Genomic DNA, 23,538 nt, shown 5'->3' with positions numbered 1-23,538 from the left:
TGCGATGAGCCGCACCACCAACCCCCCGCACGAGCATCCCCCGCACCGCCGTGACCGCCGCGGACGCCGGCTCGCCCTGGCCGCCGGCGCGCTCCTCGGCGCCGGCGCCCTGACGGTGACCACGCTCAGCACCGCCTCGGCCGACGGCAGCCCCAGCACGCTGAACCGGGTCGACAATCCGTACGTCGGCGCCGGTGTCTATGTGAACCCGGAGTGGTCGGCCAACGCCGCCGCCGAGCCGGGTGGCGACCAGATCGCCGACCAGCCGACCGGTGTGTGGCTGGACCGGATCGCCGCCATTGACGGTTCGGGCCAGGGTGGTGGCCGCACCATGGGCCTGCGCGACCACCTGGACGCGGCGGTGGAGCAGGCGGCCGGGCACGACGCGTTCGTGTTCCAGGTCGTCGTCTACAACCTGCCGGGACGTGACTGTTCGGCCCTCGCCTCCAACGGCGAGCTGGGCCCGACCGAGATCGACCGCTACAAGAGCGAGTTCATCGACCCGATCGCCGAGATCCTCGCCGACCCGGCCTACGCGGACCTGCGGATCGTGACGACGATCGAGATCGACTCGCTGCCCAACCTCATCACCAACATCTCACCGCGGCCCACGGCCACGCCCGAGTGCGATGTGATGAAGGAGAACGGCAACTACGTCGAGGGCGTGGCGTACGCGCTCGACCAGCTCGGTGCCATCCCGAACGTGTACAACTACGTTGACGCGGGCCACTACGGCTGGATCGGCTGGGACGACAACTTCACCGCCTCGGCCGAACTCTTCAAGACGACGGCCACCACCGGCGGCGCCACCGTCGACGACGTGCACGGATTCATCGTCAACACCGCCAACTTCGGCCCCGCGGTCGAGCCGTACTACTCGATCGACGATTCCGTCAACGGCACCTCGGTCCGTGAGTCGGACTGGGTGGACTGGAACCGTTACGTCGACAACCAGGGCTTCGCCCAGGCGTTCCGCACCGAACTGATCAGCCAGGGCTTCGACCCCGGTATCGGAATGCTGATCGACACCTCCCGCAGCGGCTGGGGCGGCCCCGACCGGCCCAGCGGCGAAGGCCCGCGCACGAGCGTGAACGAGTTCGTCGAGGCGAGCCGCGTCGACGGCCGTATCCACCAGGGCAACTGGTGCAACCAGGCCGGCGCCGGCCTGGGCGAGCGCCCGACCACCGCTCCTGCCCCCGGCATCGACGCGTATGTGTGGATGAAGCCCCCGGGTGAGTCCGACGGGTCGAGCTCGGAGATCCCGAACGACGAGGGCAAGGGCTTCGACCGCATGTGCGACCCGACCTACGAGGGCAACCCCCGCAACAACAACCACCCCTCGGGTGCTCTGCCGGACGCCCCGGTCTCGGGTCACTGGTTCTCCGCCCAGTTCCAGGAGCTGCTGGCGAACGCCTACCCGCCCCTGTGATCTGACGGGATCAGCACGCACCACCGGTGTCACCCCCTCCTGAACGCACCCGCCCCCGGCGCCTCCGCGGCCCGGGGGCGGGTTGCCGTTTCCCGGGCCCCTCCGGCTCACCCCGCCCGGCCCTCCTCCCCTGCCGCCTCTCCCACCCGGATCCGGTTCCCGTCCGGATCGGTCAGCTCCAGCTCCCTCCCCCACGGGGCCTCCTCCACCACCGCCCCGAACACGGCGGCCACCGCGTCGATGTCCCGCACCCGCAGATACACCAGGCCGCCGGGCACGGCGTCCCCCGTGTGCTCGGACAGAAAGATCTTCACCGGCCCCCGCGCCACCTCCACGAACGCGGGCAGCCCCGGCTCGAACCGGTGCTCCCACGTCCGCGCGAACCCCAGCCGCCCGTACCACCGCACCGCCGCCGCGGCATCGGCGACCCGCAGCACCGGGACGATCTCCTCCACCACACTGTCCGTATCGACCATGCCCCGATCCTGGCAGCCACCACTGACAATCCGCGGTGTCATCGGCGCGGTGTGCGCCGAAGCCCGCCGGCGGGGGCAGCGGCGGATCACGGTGCTGTGGGTGCCGCACGCGAACGGCCCGGAGCAGTTCTACCTGCGGGTCGGGTTCCGCCCGACCGGAAAGACGCTGCACGGGCAGGTCCTCGGCGAACGCCTGCTGACGTAGCCGCCGCCCCCGGCAGGCCGGAGCGGACCCGCGCCCCGTACGCCGCTGCCTTCACTACTTGAACACCCGCATCGGCCGCTCTTCCCGGAAATGGCAACAGAAGTTGTCGGCATGGCATCCGCTCCGCATGCTCGGCCGCGGAGGTGGTCACGATGACCGACAACGCACGCGACGATTCCGCGTACGACGTACTGATCGTGGGCGGCGGAGCGGCCGGGCTCAGCGCCGCGCTCGTGCTGGGACGGGCCAGGCGGCGGGTGGCGGTGGTGGACGGCGGCGACCCGCGCAACGCGCCCGCCGCGCACATGCACGGCTTCCTGTCCCGGGACGGCCTGCCGCCGTCCGAACTGCTCGCCATGGGGCGTACCGAGGCCGCCGGGTACGGAGTCCGGCTGATCACCGGCCGGGTCGACGACGTCACCCACACCGACGGCCGGTTCCGCGCCCGGCTGGACGACGGATCGACGCTGTCCGCGCTCCGGGTACTGGTCGCGACCGGACTGCGCGACGAACTACCCGGCATCCCCGGTGTCCGTGAACGCTGGGGCAAGGACGTGGCGGCCTGCCCGTACTGCCACGGCTACGAGGTCAGGGACCGCCCGGTGGGCGTCATCGGCGCCCCGCACCTGGCGCTGCTGCTCAGCCAGTGGTCGCGCGACCTCGTGTACTTCCCGCACGAGCAGCCGGTGACGGAGGAGGAGCACGAGCAGCTGGCGGCGCGCGGGGTGCGGGTCGTCACCGGCCGGGTGAACCGGCTGGCCGTCGAGGACGGCAGGGTGCGCGGCGTCGAGGTGGACGGGGCCGGGTCGGTCCTGCGCGAGGCGATGTTCGTGACGCCGCGGTTCGTCCCCCGGGACGAGGTACTGCGCGCGCTGGGCGCCGAACGCCTGGACAGCGGCTTCGTCGCCACCGACGCGACCGGACGCACCGACGTGCCGGGGGTGTGGGCGGCGGGCAACGTCGTCAATCCCATGGCCCAGGTGATCCACGCCGCCGGGCAGGGCTCGGCCGCGGCGGCGGCGATCAACGCCGACCTGCTGATGACGGAAGTGGAACAGGCCGTAGCGGACCGCCGCGCCCTGTCCGCCGCCGGCGAGCACATGGCCCACGCGGCGCGGCACCGGAACGACGACCCGCTGGGCTGAGCCCGCTGGCGTTGCCGGGCGGGCGGCCCTCGCGAGGTCGCGGGGGTCACGGGATCCAGCGCGGAGGGCCGGGCGAGCCGGAGGAGCGGGACGACCGCGGGCACGGCGCGTGCCGCGCGGACGGGCGGTGCGGTGGACAGGGCGGGCGGTGGGCCGGGCGGGCCGGCAGGGCCGGTGGGCCCGGGCGGGACCGGGCCGCGCGGGCGGGAGGGTGGCGGGGTGGACAGAGGTACCGGAGACCGTGCGACAGAGCCCGCCGGTCGGCCGCCGCCGGAACCGGACGCCGAACGGACCGCTCCGGCGCCGGTCCGGGCAGCGGAGCCCAGCCCGGACACCGCCCTGCCGTCCCGCAGATCCTGCTCTCGCGACCGGCGCCCGCCCCCGCCCGCGCACCGCTGCGCGGTACGAAAACTGCCGCACCGCCGCGCCACCGAGCCGCACGCACCGCCGCACCGCTGGACGACGCCGCGCCCCCGCCCGCGCACCGCGCGCGGTACGAACCGCCGCAGCGCCGCGCGGTACGAACCGCCGCGCCGCCGTGCCGTATGCGCCCGGACGTCGCCCACCCGTCAGGCCATTTCGCCGCTGCTGTCCCGGCGTCCGCAGTCCGCTACTGACAGTCGTCCCGCCGTCCGCTACCGAAAGCCGTCCGCCCTCCGCCGTCCGCCGTCCGCTACCGACTGCCGTCCACCGTCCCGCCGTCGCGCCGCCCCCGCCGCGTCACGACGACGAACGCCGCACCAGCTCCGTCGGCAGCACCAGGTGCGGGCGCTCCGGACCGCCGTCCGCGATCTCCGCCAGCAGGGCGCGGGTCATCGCCCGTCCCATCCCCTCCATCGGCTGCCGGACGCTCGTCAGCGGCGGGTCCATGTGCCGGGCCATCGAGGAGTCGTCGAACCCGACCAGCGCCACGTCCCCCGGCACCGTCCGGCCGACCTCGCGCAGCGCCCGGCGGGCGCCGATCGCCATCAGGTCGGAGGCGCAGAACACCGCGTCGAGCCCGGGCCGGCGGCGCAGCAGCGCGCGCATCGCCGCGTGGCCGCTCTCCTCGGTGAAGTCGCCGTGCGCGACCAGGTCGTCGTCCGCCTCCCGGCCCGCCGCCCGCAGTGCCTCGCGGTAGCCGGCCAGCCGGCACTGGGCCGCGTACATGTCCAGCGGCCCGGTGATGGTGGCGACCGTGCCGCGTCCGCGGCCCAGCAGGTGTTCGACCGCGAGCTGGGCCCCGCCGAGGTTGTCGCAGTCGACGTGCGGGAAGGACTCCTGCCCCGAGCGGCGGCCGTTCATGACCGCGGGCATGCCGATCTCGGTGAGCAGATCCGGCAGGGGGTCATCACCGTGTACCGAGACGAGCAGGACGCCGTCCACCCGCCGGCTGGAGGCGTACTGGCCGAAGCGCTGCCGTTCCTTCGGGGTGCGGATGAGGGTGAGCAGCAGCTGGATGTCGGTGTCGGCCAGCTCGGCGGTGACGCCCCGGATGATGCCGGAGAAGTACGGCTCGGCGAACAGCCGGGCCTCCGCCTCCGGGATGACCAGGGCGATGGCGTCGGCGCGGTTGGCGGCCAGGGCGCGCGCCGCGCGGTGGGGTACGTACCCCAGGTCGGCGATCGCCTGCTCCACGGTGGCCCGGGTGCGGTCGCTCACCCGCGGGGAGCCGTTGATCACGCGCGAGACCGTGCCGCGGCCGACTCCGGCGCGGGCCGCGACCTGCTCCAGGGTCGGTCTGCCGTCACGGCCGGAGCCGCGTCCTGTACGAACCATCGCTTTCCTCCCGTTCGCCCGCCCCAGTTTCCAACTACATCACGGATACCGAGTCGTCGTGTCCGATGCCTTGACACCTGCCAAGGGCTCGGGGAGCCTTCAACCCATCACAACTGGGAGCGCTCCCACAGACCAGAAACCCTACAGACCTCGTACGTTCCGAACCCAGGCCCCACCCCCACACGCGCGCCGCATCACCCGGCCGGGAAGGCAACGTCAGTGCGCCAGGAGGACGACCCGTTATGCGCAACACCCCCGAAGTGTCATACCGCCCGCGTGGCAGGACCGCCAGAGCGATGGCGATCGGCCTGACCGCTGTTCTCACCGGTGGTCTGCTCGCCGCCTGTTCGAGCAGCGACGACGGCGGCGACGGTGACCAGATCACCCTCACGGTCGGTGTCTTCGGACAGTTCGGCTACGAAGAGGCCGGTCTCTACGACGAGTACATGGACCTCAACCCGCACATCAAGATCCAGCAGGACTCGATCACCGAGAACAAGGACTACATAGCCCAGCTGCTCACCCGGCTCTCCCAGGGCAGCGGACTGGCCGACATCCAGGCCATCGAAGTCGCGAACATCGCAGACATGGCGGGCGATCTCAACGCCCGCTGGGTGGACTTCAACGAGTACGAGGATGTCGACACCAGCCACTTCGCCCCGTGGAAGCTGGTGCAGTCCACCAGCGCGGACGGCCGTCTGATCGGGCTCGGCACCGACATCGGCCCGACCGCCATCTGCTACCGCAAGGACCACTTCGAGGCGGCGGGCCTGCCCACCGACCGCGAAGAGGTCGGCGCGCTGTGGGCCGGCGACTGGTCCGCGTACATCGAGACCGGTGAGCAGTTCCAGGAGAACGCCCCCGACGGCGTCTCCTGGGTGGACTCCCCCGGCGGTGTGTACAACGGTGTCGTCTCCAGCTACGAGGAGCGCTACTACGACGCGCAGGGCGAGCTGATCTACGAGGACAGCGAAGCCGTGCAGGCCGCCTGGGAGCTGGGGGTGCGCACCGAGGAGAGCGGTCTGAGCACCCGTCAGAAGCAGTTCACCGACGAGTGGGACCGCGCCATGGCCAATGGCGACTTCGCGACCATCTCCTGCCCGGCCTGGATGCTCGGCTACATCCAGGAGAAGGCCGGGGACGGCTCCGCCGGTCTGTGGGACGCGGCGCCCGCGCCCGTCCCGTCCAACTGGGGCGGTGCCTTCGTCGGTGTGCCCGAGGCGGGCAAGAACCGCGAGGAAGCGGTCAAGCTGGCCGCGTGGCTGACCGCCCCGGAGCAGCAGGCCAAGCTCTTCTCCGAGCGCGGCAGCTTCCCGTCGTCCCTGGAGGCCCAGCAGGAGTCGGTCGTCCAGGAGGCCACGCACCCGTACTTCGAGGGGATGCCGATGGGCGAGATCTTCTCCTCGGCCGCCGCGGAGATCCCGCCGACCATCATCGGTCCGCGTGACCAGCTGATCCAGGAGGCGTTCGCGGACGGTCTGCTCCAGATCGCCCAGCAGGGCGAGTCGCCCGAGGCGGCCTGGAACAACACGCTCAGCAGGATCCAGAACGCCCTCGACGAATAATCGGATCAGGTGCGGATCACATGACTACCGATCACGTTCCGGCCGCGCCCCCCGTTTCCACGGGGGGCGCGGCCCCGCCCGGCGACGATGCCAAGGAGCAGCGCCGGGCCGCTCGCCGTTCCCGCCGTTATCAGCGGGACACCAAGTGGAGCCCGTACGGCTTCATCGCGCCCTTCTTCGTCTTCTTCGCCGCGTTCGGGCTCTTCCCGCTGCTGTACACGGGCTGGTCGGCCCTGCACCGGGTGTCGCTTCACAACCCGAACGAACTGGAATGGGTGGGCTTCCAGAACTTCACCCGGCTGTGGCAGGACGAATTCTTCTGGAACGCCCTGGGCAACACCTTCACCATCGGCGTCATCTCCACGGTGCCGCAGCTGCTGATGGCGCTGGGCATCGCCCATCTGCTCAACTACAAGCTGCGCGGCTCGATGATGTTCCGGGTCGCGATGCTGACCCCGTACGCCACCTCCATCGCCGCCGCCACCCTGGTCTTCGCGATGCTGTACGGCCGGGACTACGGTCTGATCAACTGGGCGCTCGGCCTGGTGGGGATCGACCCGGTGTCCTGGGAAGCGGGCAGCTGGAGCAGCCAGTTCGCCGTGTCCACCATCGTCATCTGGCGCTGGACCGGCTACAACGCGCTGATCTACCTGGCCGCGATGCAGGCCGTTCCGCACGATCTGTACGAGTCGGCGTCGCTGGACGGTGCCAGCCGCTGGCAGCAGTTCATCCATGTGACGATCCCGTCGCTGCGGCCGACGATCATCTTCACCGTCGTGGTCTCGACCATCGGCGCCACTCAGCTGTTCGGTGAGCCGCTGCTGTTCGCCGGTTCGCCCGCGGGTGGTTCGCAGTCCCAGTACCAGACGCTCGGTCTGTACATGTACCAGATGGGGTGGTTCAACTTCCATCTCGGCCGAGCGGCGGCCATCGCCTGGACCATGTTCCTCCTGCTGATCATCATCGGGTTGGTCTACTGGGCGATCATGCGCTGGGTGAACCGCGACACCGCCGGTAAGGAGGCGTGACCCGTGACGACCACTGAGACCGAGAGCACGGAGCGCGCGGCGGGCGTGGCCGGAAAGTCCCCGGCCACGGAGTCCGATGGCCGGGGCGACGGCGCGGCGGGCGGTTCCTCCGGGCGGCGCCGGCGCGGCCGGCGGGCGGGCAGCGCCGGCCGGCAGATGCACGGCGGCTGGCTGACGTACACCATTCTGATCATCTTCACCATCGGTTCGCTGGTCCCGCTGGTGTGGCAGCTGATCGCGGCGTCCCACTCCTCGGGCCGGCTGGCGCAGACGCCGCCGCCGTTCTGGTTCGGGGACCGGCTCTTCGACAACCTGGAGCGGGCCTGGACGGACGCCAACCTGGGTCTGGCCCTGCTGAACACCACCTTCGTGGCGGGCACCATCACCGTCTCCACGGTGCTGTTCGCGACGCTGGCCGGGTTCTCGTTCGCCAAACTGCGGTTCCGGGCGAAGAACGTGCTGATGCTGCTGGTGATCGGCACCATGATGGTGCCGCCGCAGCTGACGGTGGTGCCGCTGTTCATGGGGGCCGCCAAGCTGGAGTGGGTGGACCAGCTGCAAGTGGTCATCCTGCCGATGATGGTGAGCGCCTTCGGGGTGTTCTTCATGCGGCAGTACCTGTCGCAGGCGCTGCCCACCGAACTGATCGAGGCCGCCCGGATGGACGGTGCGCACAGCCTGCGGGTGGTGTGGCACGTGGTCTTCCCGGTGGCGCGGCCGGCGATGGCGGTGCTGGGCATGCTCACGTTCGTGGCGGCCTGGAACGAGTTCTTCTGGCCGATCATCGCCCTCACCCAGCGAAATCCGACCGTTCAGGTGGCCCTGACCAATCTCGGTCGTGGGTATGTACCCGATCAGGGCGTCATCATGGCGGGCGCGTTGCTGGGCACGCTGCCGCTGCTGATCGCGTTCGTCCTGTTCGGCAAGCAGATCGTCGGCGGCATCATGCACGGCGCGATCAAGGGCTGAACACCGCCGCGGGCCGCTCGGCGGCCCGCGGCCGGGCGGCGGCACCCGGGTACGGCCCGGGGCCGCCGCGGGCAGCACTGTCCGGCGAGGTCGGTTACCCTCTGAAACAAGCAAAAATGGGAGCGCTTCCATGACTGAAAACAATCCACGAGTGTTTCCACCGGACTTCCTGTGGGGCGCGGCCACGGCCGCCTATCAGATCGAGGGCGGCGCCCGCGACGGCGGCCGGACCCCCTCGATCTGGGACACCTTCAGCCATACGCCCGGCAAGGTCCTGGCCGGTGACACCGGTGACGTGGCCTGCGACCACTACCACCGCTGGCGCGACGATCTCGCGCTGATGTCCGAGCTGAACCTGCGCTCGTACCGGTTCTCCGTCTCCTGGCCCCGGGTCCAGCCCACCGGGCGCGGACCGGCCGTCCAGCGCGGGCTCGACTTCTACCGCGAGCTGGTGGACGGGCTGCTGGAGCGCGACATCACGCCCATCGTCACCCTCTACCACTGGGACCTGCCCCAGGAGCTGGAGGACGCCGGCGGCTGGCCGGAGCGGGAGACGGCCGAGCGGTTCGCCGAGTACGCGGGGATCGTCGGCGAGACGCTGGGCGACCGGGTCTCGCTGTGGACCACGCTCAACGAGCCGTTCTGCAGCGCGTTCCTGGGCTACGGCTCCGGCGTGCACGCCCCGGGGCGCCACGACCACGAGTCGGTGCTGCGCGCCGCGCACCACCTCAACCTCGCGCACGGCCTCGGTACGCAGGCCCTGCGCTCGGTGCTGCCGCGCACCGCCGAGGTGTCGATCAGCTTCAACCCCGGCGTGGTGCACCCGCTGAACCCCGAGTCGGAGGCGGACCGCGACGCGGCGCGCCGGATCGACAACCTGCACACCCGGATCTTCTCCGACCCGGTGCTGCACGGCTCCTACCCGGAGGACCTGAAGCAGGACACCGCGCGGGTGACCGACTGGTCCTTCGTCCGGGACGGCGACGAGGCGACCATCCACCAGCCGCTGGACTCGATCGGAATCAACTACTACACCACCACGGTGGTCTCCGGTCCGGTGGCGGACGAGCTGCCGGAGAGCAAGCGCGCGGACAACCACGGCAAGTCCGAGCACTCCATGTGGGTGGCGGCCGAGGACGTGGTGTTCCACCGCCCGCCGGGCGATGTCACCGAGATGGGCTGGACCGTCGCCCCGTCCGGGCTGACCGAGCTGCTGCTGCGGTTCAGCCGCGAGGCACCGAAGCTCGGCCTGTACGTGACCGAGAACGGCGCGGCGTACGACGACAAGCCGGACGCCTCCGGCGCGGTGCACGACCCGGAGCGCATCTCCTATCTGCGGCAGCACTTCGCGGCCGTGCACGACGCCATGGAGCAGGGCGCGGACGTCCGCGGCTACCAGGTGTGGTCGCTGCTGGACAACTTCGAGTGGGCCTTCGGGTACAGCAAGCGCTTCGGCATCGTCCACGTGGACTTCGACACCCTCGCGCGTACCCCGAAGTCCAGCGCCCGCTGGTACGCCGGGGTCATCGCCGCGAACCAGCTCCCCGCCTCCCAGAGCGACTAGCCACCGCCGTCTAACGTCGCTTTCCCGGAAGGGGGGACGGGGGGGCCTGGTGCCTGGTCCGCCGCCGTGCCTGTGCGCGGCGGCGGGCCGGGCCCGGGTCACGGCCCGGCCCGCCGTCCGTCGCGGTCCCGCCGCGGGCCAGCCACAGCCGGATCTCGGCGCCGCCCAGCACCGAGCGGCCGATCCGCAGATCGCCGCCGGTCGATTCGGCCAGCCGCCGCACGATGTCCAGGCCGAGGCCGGTGGATCCCGGCCCGCCGTGGCCGTGCCCCCGGCGCAGCGCGGCATCCGGGTCGGCGATGCCCTCCCCCGCGTCCGAGACCAGCACGATGACGGCGTCGTCGGTGCTGGCGTGGTGCACGTCCACCGCGAAGGCGGTGCCCTCGGGGGTGTGCCGGAAGACGTTGCCGAGCATCGCGTCGAGCGCGGCGACGAGATCGGCGCGCGGCACCGGCACTCGTACCGGCGCGTCGGCGCCGGACAGCCGCGCCTCGCGGCCCTCGTCCTCGGCGAGCGCCGACCAGAACGCCATCCGTTCCCTGATCACCTCGGCGGCGTCCACCTCGCCCCGTTCGCCGGTGCCCGGGCTTTCCGGGCTGTGGGAGCGCTGTTCGCGCACGGTGCGGATGATCTGGTCGATCTCCGCCTCCAGCTGGTCCACGGCGTGCCGGGTCTGGTCGGCGGCGTCGCCCTCGCCGAGGGTGGCGGTGTTCAGGCGCAGCACGGTCAGCGGGGTGCGCAGCCGGTGCGAGAGGTCGGCGGCGAGTTCGCGTTCGTTGGCGAGCAGCCGGACCACCTGGTCGGCCATGGAGTTGAACGCGACGGCCGCCTCGCGCAGTTCGGCGGGCCCGGCCTCGGGGACGCGGACGTCCAGGCGGCCCTCGCCGAGTCTGCGGGCGGCGCCGGCGAGTTGTTCGGCGGGGCGTACGGTACGGCGGCCGAGCCGGTCGGCGATGACCAGGGAGCCGGCCACCAGGGCGATGCCGACCCCGGCGAGGACCAGCCAGGCGGTGGTGACGCCGGTGGCGAGGTCGGCGTCGGGGACGAACACCTCGACGACGGCGATGCGTTCGCCGGATACGGCGGTGGGCTGGAGCAGGATGACGCCGCCGGGGACCTCCAGGGTCGCGGCGCGGGCGAACTCGGTGAAGGCGCGGAAGTCCTCGTCGCTGGTGTGGGGGTCGCCGATGACCAGCGCTTCGCGGCCGGGGTCGGCGGTATCCGCGACATCGGCGGGATCTGCGGGGCCGGCGGGGTCCGGGGCGTCGGCGGTGGGCAGCCAGATAGCCATCCGCCCGGCCGCGCCCGCCTCGGTGCTGGCGACGGCGCGTTCGAGCTGGTCGCGGTCACCGGTGATGGCGAGGACCGGCCCGATGGCGGCGGCCTGGCGTTCGGCGTTGCCGATCGCCCGGTCCCCCGCCATCTCCTGGACGACCAGGCCCAGCGGGACCGCGAAGGCGAGGACCACCATGGAGGTGACGGCGAGGGAGATGCGCACCAGCGCCCATCTCATCGGGGCGCTTCCAGCTTCACGCCGACGCCGCGCAGCGTGTGCAGATAGCGGGGTTTGGCCGCGGTCTCGCCCAGTTTCCGGCGCAGCCAGGACAGATGGACGTCGATGGTCTGGTCGTCACCGTAGGACTGGCGCCACACCCGGGTGAGGAGTTCCTTGCGCGGCACGACCACACCGGGGCGCTGGGCCAGGAACGCCAGCAGGTCGAACTCGCGCCGGGTGAGGTCGAGTTCGATTCCGTCGAGGCGGGCGCGGCGGCGCAGCGGGTCCACGCAGAGGCCGCCGACGCGCAGTTCGTCGTCCTGGGGCGCGCCGGGGCGCCCGCCGGAGGCGCGTACTCGGCGCAATACCGCCGTCATGCGGGCCGAAAGGTGCTCGGCCGAGAAGGGTTTGACGAGATAGTCGTCGGCACCGTCGTTGAGGAGACGTACGATCTCGGCTTCGTCGTCGCGGGCGGTGGCGATGATCACCGGGACATCGGTGATGCCCCGCAGCATCTTCAGGGCTTCCCTGCCGTCGAGATCGGGGAGTCCGAGGTCGAGAATGACCAGGTCGAAGCCGATCTGGGCCACTTCCCGGAGCGCTTCGAGCGCGGTGCCGACGCTGCGCACGGTGTGTGCGGCGTCGGTGAGCTGCCGGATCAGGGCTGACCGGACGAAGGGGTCGTCTTCCACGACGAGCACATGCGCCATGCGCGGCACCGTACGCCATTAGGGTGATCCTGATGCAACGTCTCCTGGTGCGCGCGGGTGTGTGGTTGGTCGCCACCGGTTCGTCCGTGACGCTCTCCTGGTTCGGGGTGCACACGGTGCTGCGCGCCACGGTGTACGACCCGCCGCGTGCCGTTCCGGTGCGGGACGCCTCGGCGTGGGCGGAGCCGGACGCGTCCTCCACGCACCGGCCGCCGCAGGATCCGGCGGCGCCGCCGCCCGCGACCGGCCCGGCGCCCGGCACCTCGGCACCCGCGGGCTCGCAGAGCCCCGCGCCGGACGAGGCCGGCCCGGAGCCGGAAGCCGGACCGGAGGCCGAGCCGGGTCCGGATCCCGGTCCGGACGGCGGTGCGGAGGAGTCCGCCGATCCGCCGCCGGATGCGGCCGGCCGGGTGGAGACGGTGACGCTGGAGGGCGGCCGGGTGGTGTACGACCTGGGGGCCGAGCGCTGCGAGCTGGTGTCGGCCACCCCGGAGCCCGGCTGGGAGATGCAGGTGTGGACGACCGAGTCGTATCTGCGGGTCACCTTCGCGGGGCACGGCCGGGAGCTGTCGGCGTTCTGCACCTGGCACGGCTACGAGCCGGCGATCGAGGTGCACGAGGGCTGAGGTGTGTGCCCGCGGCTTCCCGGGGTCAGCCGAACAGCTCCGCGGGCGGGGCCGGGGAGGGCTGGGCGGTGGCGTCGGTGACCACCCGGGCGCCGGCGGTGAAGTCGCGCAGTTCGGCGCCGGTGAGCAGCCGGGTGGGCTGCGGTTCGCGGCCGAGCCGCGCGCGCAGGGCGTCCAGGGGCAGCGGCCCGTCGGAGGCGAGGAGGATGCCGTTGCCGTAGCGCCGGCCGCGGGCGACGGCGGGGGCGATGCTCAGCGCGGCGGCCGGGAAGCGGTCGAGGGCGGTGGCTGCCTGGCCGCGCAGATGGGTCAGCGGGCCGCCGTCGGTGATGTTGGCCGCGTAGAGCCCGCCGGGGGCGAGCACCCGGCGCACGGCGTCCAGGAATTCGGCGCTGGCGCAGTGGGCGGGGGTGCGGGCGTGGTGGAAGATGTCGGCGATGATCAGCTCGGCCGAGTCCTCGGGCATCCGGTCGAGCGCCTCGCGCGCGTCCAGGGCGCGCACCTTGATGCGCGCGCCGGCGGGCAGGGGCAGATGCCGGCGGACGAACTCGGTGAGCGCCGCGTCGGGCTCCGCCACCTGCTGGGAGGAACGTGGCCGGGTGACGGCGGTGTACCGGGCCAGGGTGAGCGCGCCGCCGCCGAGATGCACGGCGCGCAGCGGGGCCCGGTCCGGGGCGGCGACGTCGATGACGTGACCGAGCCGGCGCTGGTACTCGAACGCGAGCCGGGTCGGCTCGGTGAGATCGACGTGGGATTGCGGGGCGCCGTCGAGCAGCAGTTCCCAGGCGTCGGCGCGATCGGGGTCGCGCAGCAGTTCCGCCCGGCCGCCGGCCACCGTCGCGCTGGTCGTCTCCACCTGCCGTGCTCGTCGCGCCATCCGTTCAGTATCGCGCGCGGACCGGTCAGGGCTGACAGCGGTCGGCGGCGGCGAGCAGCCGGGCGGCGTGCCGCAGCGCCGTGCGCAGCCGCTCGGGCGGGGTGGCCTGCGGAACGCAGCCGTCCGGCGGCACCAGCCAGCCGGTGCCGGTGACCGGCGGGCGGCCCACCCCCTGCGGCTGGCCGTAGGTGGGGGTGCAGGCGCTGCCGGGCACGTCCCAGCGCTCGGCGGTGCCCGGCGGTACGAGAAAACCCAGGGTGTCGCCGTTGCGGTCGTGCAGCACGGGCCCGGTGCCGTTGAGCAGCCGCACCATCAGGTCCACGGCTTCCAGGCCCTCTCTGGCCGGTACCGTGACCAGATCGCACGGCTGTGCTCCGCCGCCGTTCGCCATGGGGATTCACTCCTCACGTCTCGGTGTGTGAGGTACAACGCCGCACAGGCGTCAATGGCTACGGGCATGTGCCGCCGAAACGAGTGGCAGATCATGGCAGATCCCGTGCGGAATATCCGATGTGTCCGCAGATGTCCGCGTCTTGGCCGGTTCCGGGACGGGTACGGTCGTGCCCCAGGACTCCCCCGCCGGCCCCCGGCCGGACGGCTCCTCAGGGAGGTGCCCCCGCCATGGCCACGTCACCGAACCGGTCCTTCCGGGCCCTGCGCGGCGACCGTTCGGCCGCCGAATTCGCCGCCGCGGTACGGCGGGCCGCCCGGGAGATCGGCGAGAACGTCAGCTGTGATGCGCGCTACATAGGCCGGGTGGAGTCCGGCGTCATCCGCTGCCCGAACTACGCCTACGAGCGGGTGTTCCGCCACATGTTCCCCGGCCGCACCCTGAGCGACCTGGGCTTCGCCCCCCGCTACGCGGTACGCGGGCGCGGGGCGCGCGCCGGAGTAAGCACATCAGTACGAAATACCGGGTACACCACCAGGGACCGCACTGGCACCGACAACACCGAGGAGAGCGACGTGTTGCGCCGAGTGTTCATGGCCGGCGGCCCCGCCGCCGTGGCGTCCCTCACCCCCCTGGCCGCACTCACCGCCGCAGCCGGCACCGCTACCGGCGCCGGCGAAGCACCCGCACCACCCCGCCGGGTGGGCGCCACCGAGGCCGCCGCCGTGGAACAGGCGGTCACCGACATCCGCACCTACGACGACCGCCACGGCGCTGACGCCCTCTACCGCCCGGCCGGCGAATCACTGCGCGCCGCCCAGGAACTCCTGGACGCCGGCACCGCCCGCGCGACCGTCAGCGCCCGCCTGCACGCCGCCGCCGGCGAACTCGCCCTGTCGGTCGGCTGGCTGGCCCACGACTCGGGCCGGCACACCGAGGCCCGCTCGCACTACGCGGAAGCCCTCGCCACGGCGCGCGTCAGCGACGACCGCGCGCTGGAGGCGCACGCCTTCTGCAACACCGCCTTCCTCGCCCGCGACACCGGCCGCCACCGCGAAGCGGTGCGCGCCGCGCAGGCCGGCCAGCAAGCGGCCCGCGCGACCGGCTCGCACCGCCTCCACTCCCTGCTCGCCCTGCGCGAGGCCGCCGGCTGGGCCGGCCTCGGCGACCGCAAGGGCTGCGAACTGGCCCTCTCCCGCGCCCAGACGGCCTTCGCCCACGGCCCGGACGACGCCGACCCGGACTGGATGAGCTTCTTCAACGCCGCCGAACTCGCCAGCCAGGAAGCGCACTGCTGGGCGGCGCTCGGCGACTGGCACCGCGCCTCCGAAGCGGCCCGCCGCGCCCTCACCACCCAGGACCCGCACCTGGTCCGCAACCGCGCCCTGTACACCGCCGAACTCGCCGACCACCTGCGGGCAGGCGGCCACCCGGAAGAAGCGGCGGAGACGGGCCAGCAGGCCCTGGACCTCCTGGAAGAGGTCCACTCCTCCCGCATCCGCACCCTCCTCCGCCACACGGCGAACCGCCTGACCGCGCACACCCACGCTCCGGAGGTCGCGGCGTTCGCGGCGCGAGCGGCGTAGCCCTGCCGGGCGGGGCGCAGTTGCGGCGTGAAGCCGATGGGCACAACCCCGCGTGTGCGGGGAGCAGCGCGTGGATGGCCGCGGAGACGTCCAGGTCGCGGGACCAACTCCGCGCGTGCGGGGGGCAGGCGACCATGGCCCGCTCCTGTGCGGGGCTGTACGGACCAACCCCGCGCGTGCGGGGAGCAGCGGCTGAACATCGTGATGACGCGCAGCCTGCAGGGACCAACCCCGCGCGTGCGGGGAGCAGCTCCCGCAGGGCCGGCCGGACCCCCGGCCTCCGGGACCAACCCCGCGCGTGCGGGGAGCAGGCTTTCTGACCTGGGCCGTTATCCCTCGGTCAGGCCGTCTTTACTCACTTTACTCAGCGCCCGTCCGCCCCTCCAGGTGTGCCGTGTCGTTCCAGCGCGCGATCACCGGCTTGCCGTGGGCCCAGCTCAGTTCCGACAGTGAGGCCGGGTCCAGTTTCAGGCGGGCGGCGAAGCGGACGTCCTCGCCCAGCCAGCGGGCCGTCACCGAGCGGAGGATGTGGCCGTGGGCGAACAGCACCGCCCCGTTTTCCGCCTCGCGGGCCCAGGCCACCACCTCGTCCGCGCGTGCCGACAGCTCCGCGAAGCTTTCGCCGCCGCGTACGCCGTCGCGCCACAGCACCCACTCGCCGCCCCGGTCCTGCTGCATCTGCTCGCCGGTGCGGCCCTCGGCGTCGCCGTAGTCCCACTCCTTCAGCGCGTCCCAGTCGCTCGCCCGGTCGCCGAATCCGGCCAGCTCGCAGGTTTCCTTCGCCCGCGACAGGGGTGAGGTGCGTACCTCGGCACCGGGGAACCCGTCCCACGGCGCGTTCCGCAGCCGCGCGCCCAGGGCGCGGGCGTCCGCCCGGCCCCGGTCGAGCAGCGGGATATCGGTGTGCCCGGTGTGCCGTCCGTCCACCGACCAGGCGGTCTGCCCATGTCGTACCAGCAGAATGCGCGCGGTCATGTTGCTCTTTTCTCTCACGGTTCACCGGGGTCGTATGTGGCTGATTTTCCCATCATCACGCATGGAACCATGGGCACCAACCGAGCGTCTGTTCCCTTACGCCCTGCCGTCCGGCGGGTGAACAGCCCTGCCCCGACACTGGAGTCCGACCCCATGCCCCGAGTCCGGCCCCGCTGGTGGACCGAGCTGCTGCTCATCGTGGTTGTGTACGGGGCGTACTCCGGCGCCCGGCTGCTGGCCAGGGGCGATGTGTCCACGGCGGTCGAGAACGGGCTGTCGATCCTGCGGCTGGAGCGGACGCTGTTCCTCAACGCCGAGGAGCCGTTGAACGATCTGTTCACCAGCGAGGCATGGCTGGGCATCCCGTCCTCCTTCGCCTACGCCTCCCTGCACTATCTGGTCACCCCGGCGATCCTGATCTGGCTGTTCAAGCGCCGCCCCGCCCACTACCGGCTGATGCGCACCTGGCTGATGGGCTCGACCCTGATGGGGCTGATCGGGTTCACGCTGATGCCCACCTCCCCGCCCCGGCTGCTGCACGAGCGGCACGGTTTCACCGACAGCCTCTCGCAGTACAGCGACTACGGCTGGTGGGGTGACGAGGCGAGCGCGCCCAGCGGGATGGGGGATCTGACCAACCAGTACGCGGCGATGCCCAGCCTGCACGTCGGCTGGGCGGTGTGGTGCGGGGTCGCGCTGTGGTACTTCGGGCCGCGTACCTGGTGGCTGCGCGCCACCGCCGTCGGCTATCCGCTGATCACGGTGATGGTGGTGATGGGCACCGCCAACCACTACTTCATGGACGCGCTGGCCGGGATCGCGGTGATGATCGCCGGGCTGCTGCTGGCCCGCCCGCTCATGCGGCTGGCCGAGCGGTTCCAGGAGCGGTTCGCCACGGTGCGCGGCGCGGCGGTACGGGGCGAGGGGTCCGGCTCCGTACGCCCGTACGCCCCGGAGCGCGCGGACGGCGCGCGGGGTGCCGGCCGGAGCGAAGCCGAACTGAGCCGGTCCTCGGGCGGCTCCCGGACGTAACCTGGGGAGGATCCCACCGTCCCCCTCCCCCACCCAGCCGTGGAGGCTCCCTCATGACCGATTCCGGACCGACACCGGAGCCGCCCCGCTTCCGCCGCCCGGCAGGGCTGTTCTTCGAGCCGCCGACGGACGCCCCGCAGGAGGAGCACTTCTTCGATCTGGAGTCCATCTCCGAGCCGGACCGGCTGCTCTCGCGCGCCACCGAGCTGGCGGTGGCCTTCCAGGCGGCGGCCGACCGGGCCGTGGAGTACCAGGCGGTGGCTGCCGCCCAGCTGGCGGATCCGCGCCGCTTCGACCGGCTGTCGGCGGCGCAGATCGCCGACCGGGCGGAGTGGACCGAGGACTACGCGGTGAAGATGATCGAGTTCGGCCGCCGCCTCCAGCGGCAGCAGTCGCCGCACGGTACCGGAGGGCACCCCCCGTTGTCCTGATTTCCGCGGAGTTGGCCCGGCGGCGCGCCCCGTGCCGTACACCTGGTTGTCATGACGGAACCCGCGATCCCGGTGACCCCGCTGCCGGCTCCCACCTCCGGCGGCGCCCAGTGGCTGGCCACGGCGCGCTGCGGCACGGCCTTCGATGTGATCAGCGCACCGGGACTGTTCGGGCGGCGGGTGCTGGAGCGGCTGTGGTCGGCCGGTCCGGGGCGCGGCCCGGTGGCGGCGCACCGCGGCCGGCTGCTGCTCTTCGCGCAGCCCGGTACGGCGGCCCGGCTGCCGGCGCTGCTGCGCTGGGAGGAGTGGAACCGGGGCGCCCGGCTGATCCCGCCGCTGCTGTGCCACGGCGTCGGGGACGTGGTGACGGTGCCGGACGGCCGGACGGCGGCGAACGGTCAGTGGCTGGTCGCGCCGCAGAGCCGGCATCCGTGGCTGCCGGGTCCCGAGATGGTGCTGTGGGCGTGTGTGCGGGCGGCCAGGGACGGGTCCCGGCGGGTGCCGGAACCGGCGATTTTTGCTGATGACCGGCGGGGTGCTAATGTCTACGACGTCAGCAGGCGCCGCTAGCTCAGTTGGTTAGAGCAGCTGACTCTTAATCAGCGGGTCCGGGGTTCGAGTCCCTGGCGGCGCACCGACACGGAAGGCCCCTCGCAGCAGCGGGGGGCCTTTTCCGTACCCTCCGCCACCCCACCGCGTACCCCATCCCGGGGTGGTACGGAAGGGGGCGCGCGGGGTGCTAATCTTGTCGATGTCAGCAGGCGCCGCTAGCTCAGTTGGTTAGAGCAGCTGACTCTTAATCAGCGGGTCCGGGGTTCGAGTCCCTGGCGGCGCACCGACACGGAAGGCCCCTCGCAGCGGCGAGGGGCCTTTTCCGTACCTCTCTCCCCCCTCTTGCCCTTCCCGCTCACTCCTTGACGATCTTGAGATTCCAGCCACCCGAGGGCGTACGGTCGCCCACTTCCACCCGCACTCCGCGCTCCGCGTCGTGGTAGCTCTCCCCCGTGCCCAGCGGCGCGTCCGCCAGCCTCGGGTGCACGGACCGGCCGGTGCACGCCTCGGTGTCCGGGTGGCCGTCGATGACCTGCACGGGCCCCTCGGCGGAGGCGATGTCGCTGCGCACCGTGTAGAGCAGGACGCCTTCGGTGCAGGCCCGGCGGTCGTTGCCGTCCCGGGTGCGGGCCTCGGCGACCAGGACCTCGGTGCGGCCGGTGCGGACGACGGCGATGCGGGTGTCGGCGGCCGGGTGGGCGGTGTCGAGGGGCGCGGTGAGCGGCTGGAGGGTGTGCCGGGTGGTGCCGGGCACACGGACGCAGTCGACGTGCTCGGCGCCGAGCCAGCCGAGCTTCCACTTGTGCCAGCCGAAGGGCTCGGGGGCGAGTCCGAACTGGCTGCCCATGAGGTCCCAGTCACCCACATGGGTGTCCCAGTCGCCGGTGTCGCCACTCGGCCGGTTGTACAGGTCGGGCAGGTCGAAGACGTGTCCGGTCTCGTGGGCCAGGACGTTGCGGTCGGGTGGGCGCTGCTCGAAGAGGGTGACGACCCGGTTGATCTCGCTGCCGGCGACCTTCAGCGGCTCGTGGAAGTTCACGACCTTGGTGGCGTCGGAGTCCACGCCGGGCGCGTCGGGGTCGGCGGCCAGGTAGATGACGTCGTACGCGCCGAGGTCGGCGAGCGGGGCGAGTGCGGTGAAGGCGTCGCGCAGGTAGGCGGTACGGGCTCCGGCGTCCCAGTCGCGCTGTATGGCGTAGTGGGTGGACGGGACGGGCAGTTCCGTCCACCGGGGCACCACGTCCACCGCCAGTTGGAATCGCCCGTAGGAGGCGCGGGTGAAGAAGTCGGTGGTGGCGGGGAAGTAGTCGGCGGCGATGACGTCCGGGTCCAGGAGGTTGGCGGAGTCCGGGAAGGAGAGGAAGAGCATCACCGCGTCGAGGGTGCCCACCGGCTGCGGGTAGGCGGTGTTCCAGGTGTCCAGGCCCTCGGAGTGGTGGACGGCGGAGCGCTCCAGACCGCAGAGGTCGTCGGCGAACGCGGTGGGGCCCGGCCCGGCGGTGAGGGTGCTGCCCATGAGGGCGGCCAGCACCGTGAGGACCGCGGCGGGCCTGCGGAGTGCGCTCCGGAACACGTCGGCCTCCCATCGGGTCTTCGGGGACGGGAAGGTGCCTTGACCACTCTGGTCACTTCTGTCCCGCTCTTTCCCGTTGAGTTGGGCCGGCTGGAGTAAGGGCAGTACGATTACCCTGCGTATATATCTTTCGCGATCGATCGGTCCCTCGCCCCGCTCGTGCAGAACCGATCAGCCCGTCGAAAACACGTACGGAGCGGAGGTGTCAGGGATCGAGACAGGCCCCGGCGGAGCTGGCTCCGGCCATGGATCAGCCTCTATGATCGGCACATTTCCAGCGGATTCCCCCCGCCGACGGCCCAGGAGCGATCGGTGAACGGACCCATCCCAGGACCGGGTGACCCCTCGGGCGGCACCCAGGATTCACCCCGACCACCTGTCACGGAACGTGATGTCCAGGCTGATGACCGGGCCGGTCACCTGGCGGACTACCGGGCCGCGTTCCGGATCGCCACCCTGCCGATGGCGCTGATCGATCCGGCGGGCCGGATCGGCTCCGCCAACACGGCGCTGGAAACCCTCCTCGGTTACGCGCCCGGCGCCCTGGCCGGCCTCCCCGCCGACGCCGCCACCGGCCTCGACCTCGGCCTGGACGGCGACATCCGCGGCCCGTACCACGCGGTCCTCAGCGGGCGGCGCGAGCAGCTGCGCTGCACCCGCCGGCTCAAACACGCCGACGGGCACGCCGTCTGGGCCGAGGTCACGGTACGGCCCACCGGCCACGGCGGCGGCGCGCTGCTGTCCGTGCTGGACGTCACCGAACGGCGCGAACTGCGCGAGAAGCTGTGGCACCTCCAGATGCACGACCCCGTCACCCGGCTGCCCAACCGCTCGCTCTTCGTGGAACGGCTCACCGCCGCCCTCGGCGACTCCGCCACCGGCCGGATCGGCCTGTGCTACCTCGACCTGGACGGCTTCAAGGCCATCAACGACACCCACGGCCACCGGGTCGGCGACGAACTGCTGGCCGCCGCCGCCCAGCGGCTCACCCACTGCACGGCGGGCGCGACCGGCTCCGGCCCCCTGGTGGCGCGGCTCGGCGGCGACGAGTTCGCCGTCCTGGTGGACAGCTCCGCCGGCACCGCCCAGCTCACCCGGCTCGCCGAGGCGATGCTGACCGCGCTCCAGCGGCCGTTCGAGGTCGCCGGGCAGCGGCTGTCGGTCTCCGCCAGCATCGGCGTGGTGGAACGCGAGTGCGCTGGCCTGACCGCCACCTCCCTCATGCAGGCCGCCGACACCACCCTGTACTGGGCGAAGGCCGACGGAAAGGCCCGCTGGACGCTGTTCGACCCGGAGCGCAACGCGCACCGCATGACCCGCCAGTCCCTCACCGCCACCCTGCGGCCCGCCATCGAACGCGGCGAGTTCGTCCTGGAGTACCAGCCGATCGTCTCCCTCGCCGACGACACCCTGCGCGGCGTCGAGGCGCTGGTGCGCTGGCAGCACCCGCGGTTCGGGCGGCTCACCCCCGACCGGTTCATCGGGCTCGCCGAGGAGAACGGCGCGATCGTCCCACTCGGCCGCTGGGTGCTCACCGAGGCCGTCCGGCAGGCCCGCGCCTGGCAGCTCGCCCACCAGCTGCGGCCCGCGGGCACGGCGGGCGCCGGCCCGCCGCCCTTCGTCAGCGTGAACGTGGCGGTGCGGCAGATGTGGGACTCGGACGTCGTCGCGGACGTCACCCGGGTGCTCGGCGAGATCGGGCTGCCCGCCGGGCTGCTCCAGCTGGAACTCACCGAATCCGCCGTCATGGGCCCCGCCGGGCGCCCCCTCCAGGCGCTCCAGGAACTGTCCGAGATGGGGGTACGGATCGCCATCGACGACTTCGGGACCGGCTACTCCAACCTCGCCTACCTCTCCCAGCTCCCGGTGCGCGCCCTCAAACTGGACGGCACCTTCGTCAAGGGCTTCCGCACCGCCCGCCACCTCAACCCGGCCGACGAGACGATCGTGACCGCCCTGGTGGACCTCGCCCACAAGCTGGGCCTGACCGTCACCGCCGAATGCGTCGAGGGCCAGGCCCAGGCGGACCGGCTGCGGCGCATCGGCTGCGACACGGGGCAGGGCTGGCTGTACGCGAAGCCGCTGCCGCCCGAGCAGATCACCGCGATGATCCACGGCGTGGCCGGGTACGGCGGGGACGGCGGCGGTGGCCGTGGCGGTGGCGGGGAGGACGGCGGCAGCGGCGGGGGCGGGGGCCGGGGGTAGGCCGCACCCCCGGAGGCCGTGGCCCGGGGCACGGGCCAGGGCCGGGTGCCGGGGGGCCGGGGGGCCGGGGGGCCGGCACCCGGGCCCCCGGTCAGCCCCGGGTCAGCCCCGGTCGAAGAGCGCGCCCAGTGCCGGGACCCGCACCGTACGGCCCAGCAGCCGCAGTCCCTCCCAGGCCGTCACCTGGTTCGCGGTGAGCACCGGCTTGCCGAGCGCCTCCTCGACCTCCGCCACCCAGGCCGCCGTGTGCAGCGCCGTGTCCGGCAGCAGCACCGCCTGCGCCGCCGGGTCGTCGCCCTCCCGGGCGATCCGCAGCACGTCCTCGCGCCCCCAGGTGCCGACCTCGGCCGCCGTGATGATGCCGCTGCCCCGGGTGCCCACGACCTCGGCGCCCGCCGTCTTCAGGAACTCGGCGAACAGGCCGGCCACGTCGTCCGGGTAGGTCGCCGCGATCGCCACCCGGCTCAGCTCCAGCTCCCGGACCGCGTGCGCGAAGGCGAAGGACGTACTGGACGCCGGCAGGCCCGCCGCCTCCGACAGCGCCGCCACCTGCTGGCCCGCGCCCTCCCAGCCGTAGACGAAGCTGGCGCTGGTGCAGGCCCACACCACCGCCCGCGCGCCCGCCGCCTTCAGCTCCCCGACCCCGGCGGCCAGCCGGTGCACCGCTCCCATCTCCAGCAACGCGTCCACCCGGTGGGCGTCCGTCCCCATGTCGGTGTGGACGAGCGGGAGCCGCACCCCGGCGGCCCGGGGGTCGCCGCTGTCGTGGATCAGGGACTCCAGGCGCGGGTAGTCGTCCTCCGCCGAGTAGCCGGGGTAGAGAAATCCGACGGTGGCCTCCGCCGTGTCCGCCGTGCCGGCGGTACCCGTGATGCCGGTGGTGTCGGAGGTTCCTGCGGTGACCGTGGTGCCGGTGCGGCTCGTGCTGTCGCCCATCTGCCGTTCG

Annotated in this window: 22 protein-coding genes, 2 tRNA genes and 1 CRISPR repeat array; of the genes, 15 read left to right on the top strand and 9 right to left on the bottom strand. The window is 72.5% G+C overall.

Annotated features, from left to right (window positions below; translation table 11 throughout):
- Positions 1 to 4 precede the first annotated feature (4 nt).
- Positions 5 to 1,429, top strand: coding sequence for a glycoside hydrolase family 6 protein (locus BM385_RS17060; RefSeq protein ID WP_093843561.1), 1,425 nt, complete (start codon positions 5 to 7; stop codon positions 1,427 to 1,429).
- Positions 1,430 to 1,536: 107 nt separating this feature from the next.
- On the opposite strand, the gene BM385_RS17055 is transcribed toward BM385_RS17060, so the two are convergent.
- Positions 1,537 to 1,905 carry a glyoxalase superfamily protein gene (locus tag BM385_RS17055; RefSeq protein ID WP_246337969.1) on the bottom strand — a complete coding sequence of 123 codons (369 nt, stop codon included), beginning with the start codon at positions 1,903 to 1,905 and terminating at the stop codon, positions 1,537 to 1,539.
- Here BM385_RS17055 and BM385_RS26790 point away from each other — a divergent pair.
- Positions 1,904 to 2,110 carry a GNAT family N-acetyltransferase gene (locus BM385_RS26790; RefSeq protein WP_139275186.1) on the top strand — a complete coding sequence of 69 codons (207 nt, stop codon included), beginning with the start codon at positions 1,904 to 1,906 and terminating at the stop codon, positions 2,108 to 2,110. The two genes, BM385_RS17055 and BM385_RS26790, sit on opposite strands and share 2 nt — an antisense overlap.
- Before the next feature lie 152 nt (positions 2,111 to 2,262).
- Positions 2,263 to 3,255 (top strand): NAD(P)/FAD-dependent oxidoreductase, encoded by a 993-nt coding sequence (locus tag BM385_RS17050; RefSeq protein ID WP_093843560.1) that lies wholly within the window; start codon positions 2,263 to 2,265, stop codon positions 3,253 to 3,255.
- A gap of 720 nt (positions 3,256 to 3,975) precedes the next feature.
- Here BM385_RS17050 and BM385_RS17045 read toward each other — a convergent pair.
- Positions 3,976 to 5,013, bottom strand: a complete 1,038-nt coding sequence (locus BM385_RS17045; RefSeq protein ID WP_093843559.1) for a LacI family DNA-binding transcriptional regulator — start codon at positions 5,011 to 5,013, stop codon at positions 3,976 to 3,978.
- A gap of 296 nt (positions 5,014 to 5,309) precedes the next feature.
- Between BM385_RS17045 and BM385_RS17040 the strand changes: the two genes are divergently transcribed.
- The 4 genes from BM385_RS17040 to BM385_RS17025 all read left to right on the top strand — a co-directional run bounded on the left by BM385_RS17040 (position 5,310) and on the right by BM385_RS17025 (position 10,139).
- On the top strand, positions 5,310 to 6,578 hold the full coding sequence (locus tag BM385_RS17040; RefSeq protein ID WP_093843558.1) for an ABC transporter substrate-binding protein: 1,269 nt from the start codon (positions 5,310 to 5,312) through the stop codon (positions 6,576 to 6,578).
- 20 nt (positions 6,579 to 6,598) lie between these two features.
- Positions 6,599 to 7,606: a carbohydrate ABC transporter permease gene (locus tag BM385_RS17035; RefSeq protein WP_093843557.1), complete on the top strand. Its 1,008-nt coding sequence runs from the start codon at positions 6,599 to 6,601 to the stop codon at positions 7,604 to 7,606.
- A 3-nt stretch (positions 7,607 to 7,609) separates the two neighbouring features.
- Positions 7,610 to 8,575 (top strand): carbohydrate ABC transporter permease, encoded by a 966-nt coding sequence (locus BM385_RS17030; protein WP_093843556.1) that lies wholly within the window; start codon positions 7,610 to 7,612, stop codon positions 8,573 to 8,575.
- Positions 8,576 to 8,705: 130 nt separating this feature from the next.
- Positions 8,706 to 10,139: a GH1 family beta-glucosidase gene (locus tag BM385_RS17025; protein ID WP_026047341.1), complete on the top strand. Its 1,434-nt coding sequence runs from the start codon at positions 8,706 to 8,708 to the stop codon at positions 10,137 to 10,139.
- Positions 10,140 to 10,149: 10 nt separating this feature from the next.
- Here the strand turns inward: BM385_RS17025 and BM385_RS17020 are convergent, their stop codons facing one another.
- Together BM385_RS17020 and BM385_RS17015 are read right to left on the bottom strand one after the other, a co-directional pair.
- Positions 10,150 to 11,652, bottom strand: a complete 1,503-nt coding sequence (locus BM385_RS17020) for a sensor histidine kinase (RefSeq protein ID WP_093843555.1) — start codon at positions 11,650 to 11,652, stop codon at positions 10,150 to 10,152.
- Positions 11,649 to 12,344 carry a response regulator transcription factor gene (locus BM385_RS17015; RefSeq protein WP_093843554.1) on the bottom strand — a complete coding sequence of 232 codons (696 nt, stop codon included), beginning with the start codon at positions 12,342 to 12,344 and terminating at the stop codon, positions 11,649 to 11,651. Before BM385_RS17015 ends, BM385_RS17020 begins: the two co-directional genes overlap by 4 nt.
- A gap of 32 nt (positions 12,345 to 12,376) precedes the next feature.
- On the opposite strand from BM385_RS17015, the gene BM385_RS17010 reads away from it, so the two are divergent.
- Positions 12,377 to 12,970, top strand: coding sequence for a hypothetical protein (locus BM385_RS17010; protein WP_093843553.1), 594 nt, complete (start codon positions 12,377 to 12,379; stop codon positions 12,968 to 12,970).
- Positions 12,971 to 12,995: 25 nt separating this feature from the next.
- Here BM385_RS17010 and BM385_RS17005 read toward each other — a convergent pair whose 3' ends face one another.
- Together BM385_RS17005 and BM385_RS17000 are read right to left on the bottom strand one after the other, a co-directional pair.
- The gene (locus tag BM385_RS17005; protein WP_175543014.1) at positions 12,996 to 13,847 is read right to left on the bottom strand and encodes a spermidine synthase; all 852 of its coding nucleotides are present in this window, start codon (positions 13,845 to 13,847) and stop codon (positions 12,996 to 12,998) included.
- Between the two features lie 25 nt (positions 13,848 to 13,872).
- Complete coding sequence (locus tag BM385_RS17000) at positions 13,873 to 14,238, bottom strand: hypothetical protein (RefSeq protein ID WP_019433273.1); 366 nt, start codon at positions 14,236 to 14,238, stop codon at positions 13,873 to 13,875.
- A gap of 230 nt (positions 14,239 to 14,468) precedes the next feature.
- Here BM385_RS17000 and BM385_RS16995 point away from each other — a divergent pair, with 230 nt between their 5' ends.
- Complete coding sequence (locus BM385_RS16995) at positions 14,469 to 15,824, top strand: NsdA family TPR-like regulatory protein (RefSeq protein ID WP_093843551.1); 1,356 nt, start codon at positions 14,469 to 14,471, stop codon at positions 15,822 to 15,824.
- A 38-nt stretch (positions 15,825 to 15,862) separates the two neighbouring features.
- A CRISPR array of direct repeats spans positions 15,863 to 16,135; the repeat unit is 29 nt; unit sequence GGGACCAACCCCGCGCGTGCGGGGAGCAG.
- A 49-nt stretch (positions 16,136 to 16,184) separates the two neighbouring features.
- On the opposite strand, the gene BM385_RS16990 is transcribed toward BM385_RS16995, so the two are convergent.
- A complete protein-coding gene (locus BM385_RS16990) occupies positions 16,185 to 16,799 on the bottom strand; it encodes a histidine phosphatase family protein (RefSeq protein ID WP_093843550.1) in 615 nt (204 codons plus the stop codon).
- 153 nt (positions 16,800 to 16,952) lie between these two features.
- Between BM385_RS16990 and BM385_RS16985 the strand changes: the two genes are divergently transcribed.
- The 5 genes from BM385_RS16985 (at position 16,953) to BM385_RS16965 (ending at position 19,097) form a co-directional block, all read left to right on the top strand.
- On the top strand, positions 16,953 to 17,831 hold the full coding sequence (locus tag BM385_RS16985) for a phosphatase PAP2 family protein (protein WP_019433270.1): 879 nt from the start codon (positions 16,953 to 16,955) through the stop codon (positions 17,829 to 17,831).
- Between the two features lie 53 nt (positions 17,832 to 17,884).
- Entirely contained in the window at positions 17,885 to 18,262 is a 378-nt protein-coding gene (locus BM385_RS16980; protein WP_019433269.1) for a DUF8844 domain-containing protein, read from the top strand.
- 51 nt (positions 18,263 to 18,313) lie between these two features.
- On the top strand, positions 18,314 to 18,832 hold the full coding sequence (locus BM385_RS16975; protein WP_086024451.1) for a hypothetical protein: 519 nt from the start codon (positions 18,314 to 18,316) through the stop codon (positions 18,830 to 18,832).
- Positions 18,823 to 18,896 (top strand) — tRNA-Lys (locus tag BM385_RS16970). The genes BM385_RS16975 and BM385_RS16970 overlap by 10 nt, the downstream gene beginning before the upstream one ends.
- A gap of 127 nt (positions 18,897 to 19,023) precedes the next feature.
- A tRNA-Lys gene (locus BM385_RS16965) sits at positions 19,024 to 19,097 on the top strand.
- A 72-nt stretch (positions 19,098 to 19,169) separates the two neighbouring features.
- Here the strand turns inward: BM385_RS16965 and BM385_RS16960 are convergent.
- On the bottom strand, positions 19,170 to 20,387 hold the full coding sequence (locus tag BM385_RS16960; RefSeq protein WP_093843549.1) for a M6 family metalloprotease domain-containing protein: 1,218 nt from the start codon (positions 20,385 to 20,387) through the stop codon (positions 19,170 to 19,172).
- Between the two features lie 312 nt (positions 20,388 to 20,699).
- Here BM385_RS16960 and BM385_RS16955 point away from each other — a divergent pair, with 312 nt between their 5' ends.
- On the top strand, positions 20,700 to 22,592 hold the full coding sequence (locus tag BM385_RS16955) for a putative bifunctional diguanylate cyclase/phosphodiesterase (RefSeq protein WP_380979029.1): 1,893 nt from the start codon (positions 20,700 to 20,702) through the stop codon (positions 22,590 to 22,592).
- A 102-nt stretch (positions 22,593 to 22,694) separates the two neighbouring features.
- Here BM385_RS16955 and BM385_RS16950 read toward each other — a convergent pair whose 3' ends face one another.
- Positions 22,695 to 23,528, bottom strand: coding sequence for a maleate cis-trans isomerase family protein (locus BM385_RS16950; RefSeq protein ID WP_254791615.1), 834 nt, complete (start codon positions 23,526 to 23,528; stop codon positions 22,695 to 22,697).
- Positions 23,529 to 23,538 lie beyond the last annotated feature (10 nt).

The organism is Streptomyces harbinensis, from assembly GCF_900116145.1.
GTDB lineage: Bacteria > Actinomycetota > Actinomycetes > Streptomycetales > Streptomycetaceae > Streptomyces > Streptomyces carpaticus.
Note: the sequence above shows the minus strand (reverse complement) of the source record. Positions and strands in the feature narration are given on the sequence as shown.

Bases quoted from the DNA above. Each gene is read 5' to 3' on its own strand.
- BM385_RS17020 (WP_093843555.1), bottom strand. From the start codon at position 11,652: ATGAGATGGGCGCTGGTGCGCATCTCCCTCGCCGTCACCTCCATGGTG.
- BM385_RS17025 (WP_026047341.1), top strand. From the start codon at position 8,706: ATGACTGAAAACAATCCACGAGTGTTTCCACCGGACTTCCTGTGGGGC.
- BM385_RS17000 (WP_019433273.1), bottom strand. From the start codon at position 14,238: ATGGCGAACGGCGGCGGAGCACAGCCGTGCGATCTGGTCACGGTACCG.
- BM385_RS16975 (WP_086024451.1), top strand. From the start codon at position 18,314: ATGACGGAACCCGCGATCCCGGTGACCCCGCTGCCGGCTCCCACCTCC.
- BM385_RS16985 (WP_019433270.1), top strand. From the start codon at position 16,953: ATGCCCCGAGTCCGGCCCCGCTGGTGGACCGAGCTGCTGCTCATCGTG.
- BM385_RS17045 (WP_093843559.1), bottom strand. From the start codon at position 5,013: ATGGTTCGTACAGGACGCGGCTCCGGCCGTGACGGCAGACCGACCCTG.
- BM385_RS16950 (WP_254791615.1), bottom strand. From the start codon at position 23,528: ATGGGCGACAGCACGAGCCGCACCGGCACCACGGTCACCGCAGGAACC.
- BM385_RS16980 (WP_019433269.1), top strand. From the start codon at position 17,885: ATGACCGATTCCGGACCGACACCGGAGCCGCCCCGCTTCCGCCGCCCG.
- BM385_RS17005 (WP_175543014.1), bottom strand. From the start codon at position 13,847: ATGGCGCGACGAGCACGGCAGGTGGAGACGACCAGCGCGACGGTGGCC.
- BM385_RS17035 (WP_093843557.1), top strand. From the start codon at position 6,599: ATGACTACCGATCACGTTCCGGCCGCGCCCCCCGTTTCCACGGGGGGC.
- BM385_RS17050 (WP_093843560.1), top strand. From the start codon at position 2,263: ATGACCGACAACGCACGCGACGATTCCGCGTACGACGTACTGATCGTG.
- BM385_RS16990 (WP_093843550.1), bottom strand. From the start codon at position 16,799: ATGACCGCGCGCATTCTGCTGGTACGACATGGGCAGACCGCCTGGTCG.
- BM385_RS17010 (WP_093843553.1), top strand. From the start codon at position 12,377: ATGCAACGTCTCCTGGTGCGCGCGGGTGTGTGGTTGGTCGCCACCGGT.
- BM385_RS17015 (WP_093843554.1), bottom strand. From the start codon at position 12,344: ATGGCGCATGTGCTCGTCGTGGAAGACGACCCCTTCGTCCGGTCAGCC.
- BM385_RS26790 (WP_139275186.1), top strand. From the start codon at position 1,904: ATGCCCCGATCCTGGCAGCCACCACTGACAATCCGCGGTGTCATCGGC.
- BM385_RS17055 (WP_246337969.1), bottom strand. From the start codon at position 1,905: ATGGTCGATACGGACAGTGTGGTGGAGGAGATCGTCCCGGTGCTGCGG.
- BM385_RS16995 (WP_093843551.1), top strand. From the start codon at position 14,469: ATGGCCACGTCACCGAACCGGTCCTTCCGGGCCCTGCGCGGCGACCGT.
- BM385_RS17060 (WP_093843561.1), top strand. From the start codon at position 5: ATGAGCCGCACCACCAACCCCCCGCACGAGCATCCCCCGCACCGCCGT.
- BM385_RS17040 (WP_093843558.1), top strand. From the start codon at position 5,310: ATGGCGATCGGCCTGACCGCTGTTCTCACCGGTGGTCTGCTCGCCGCC.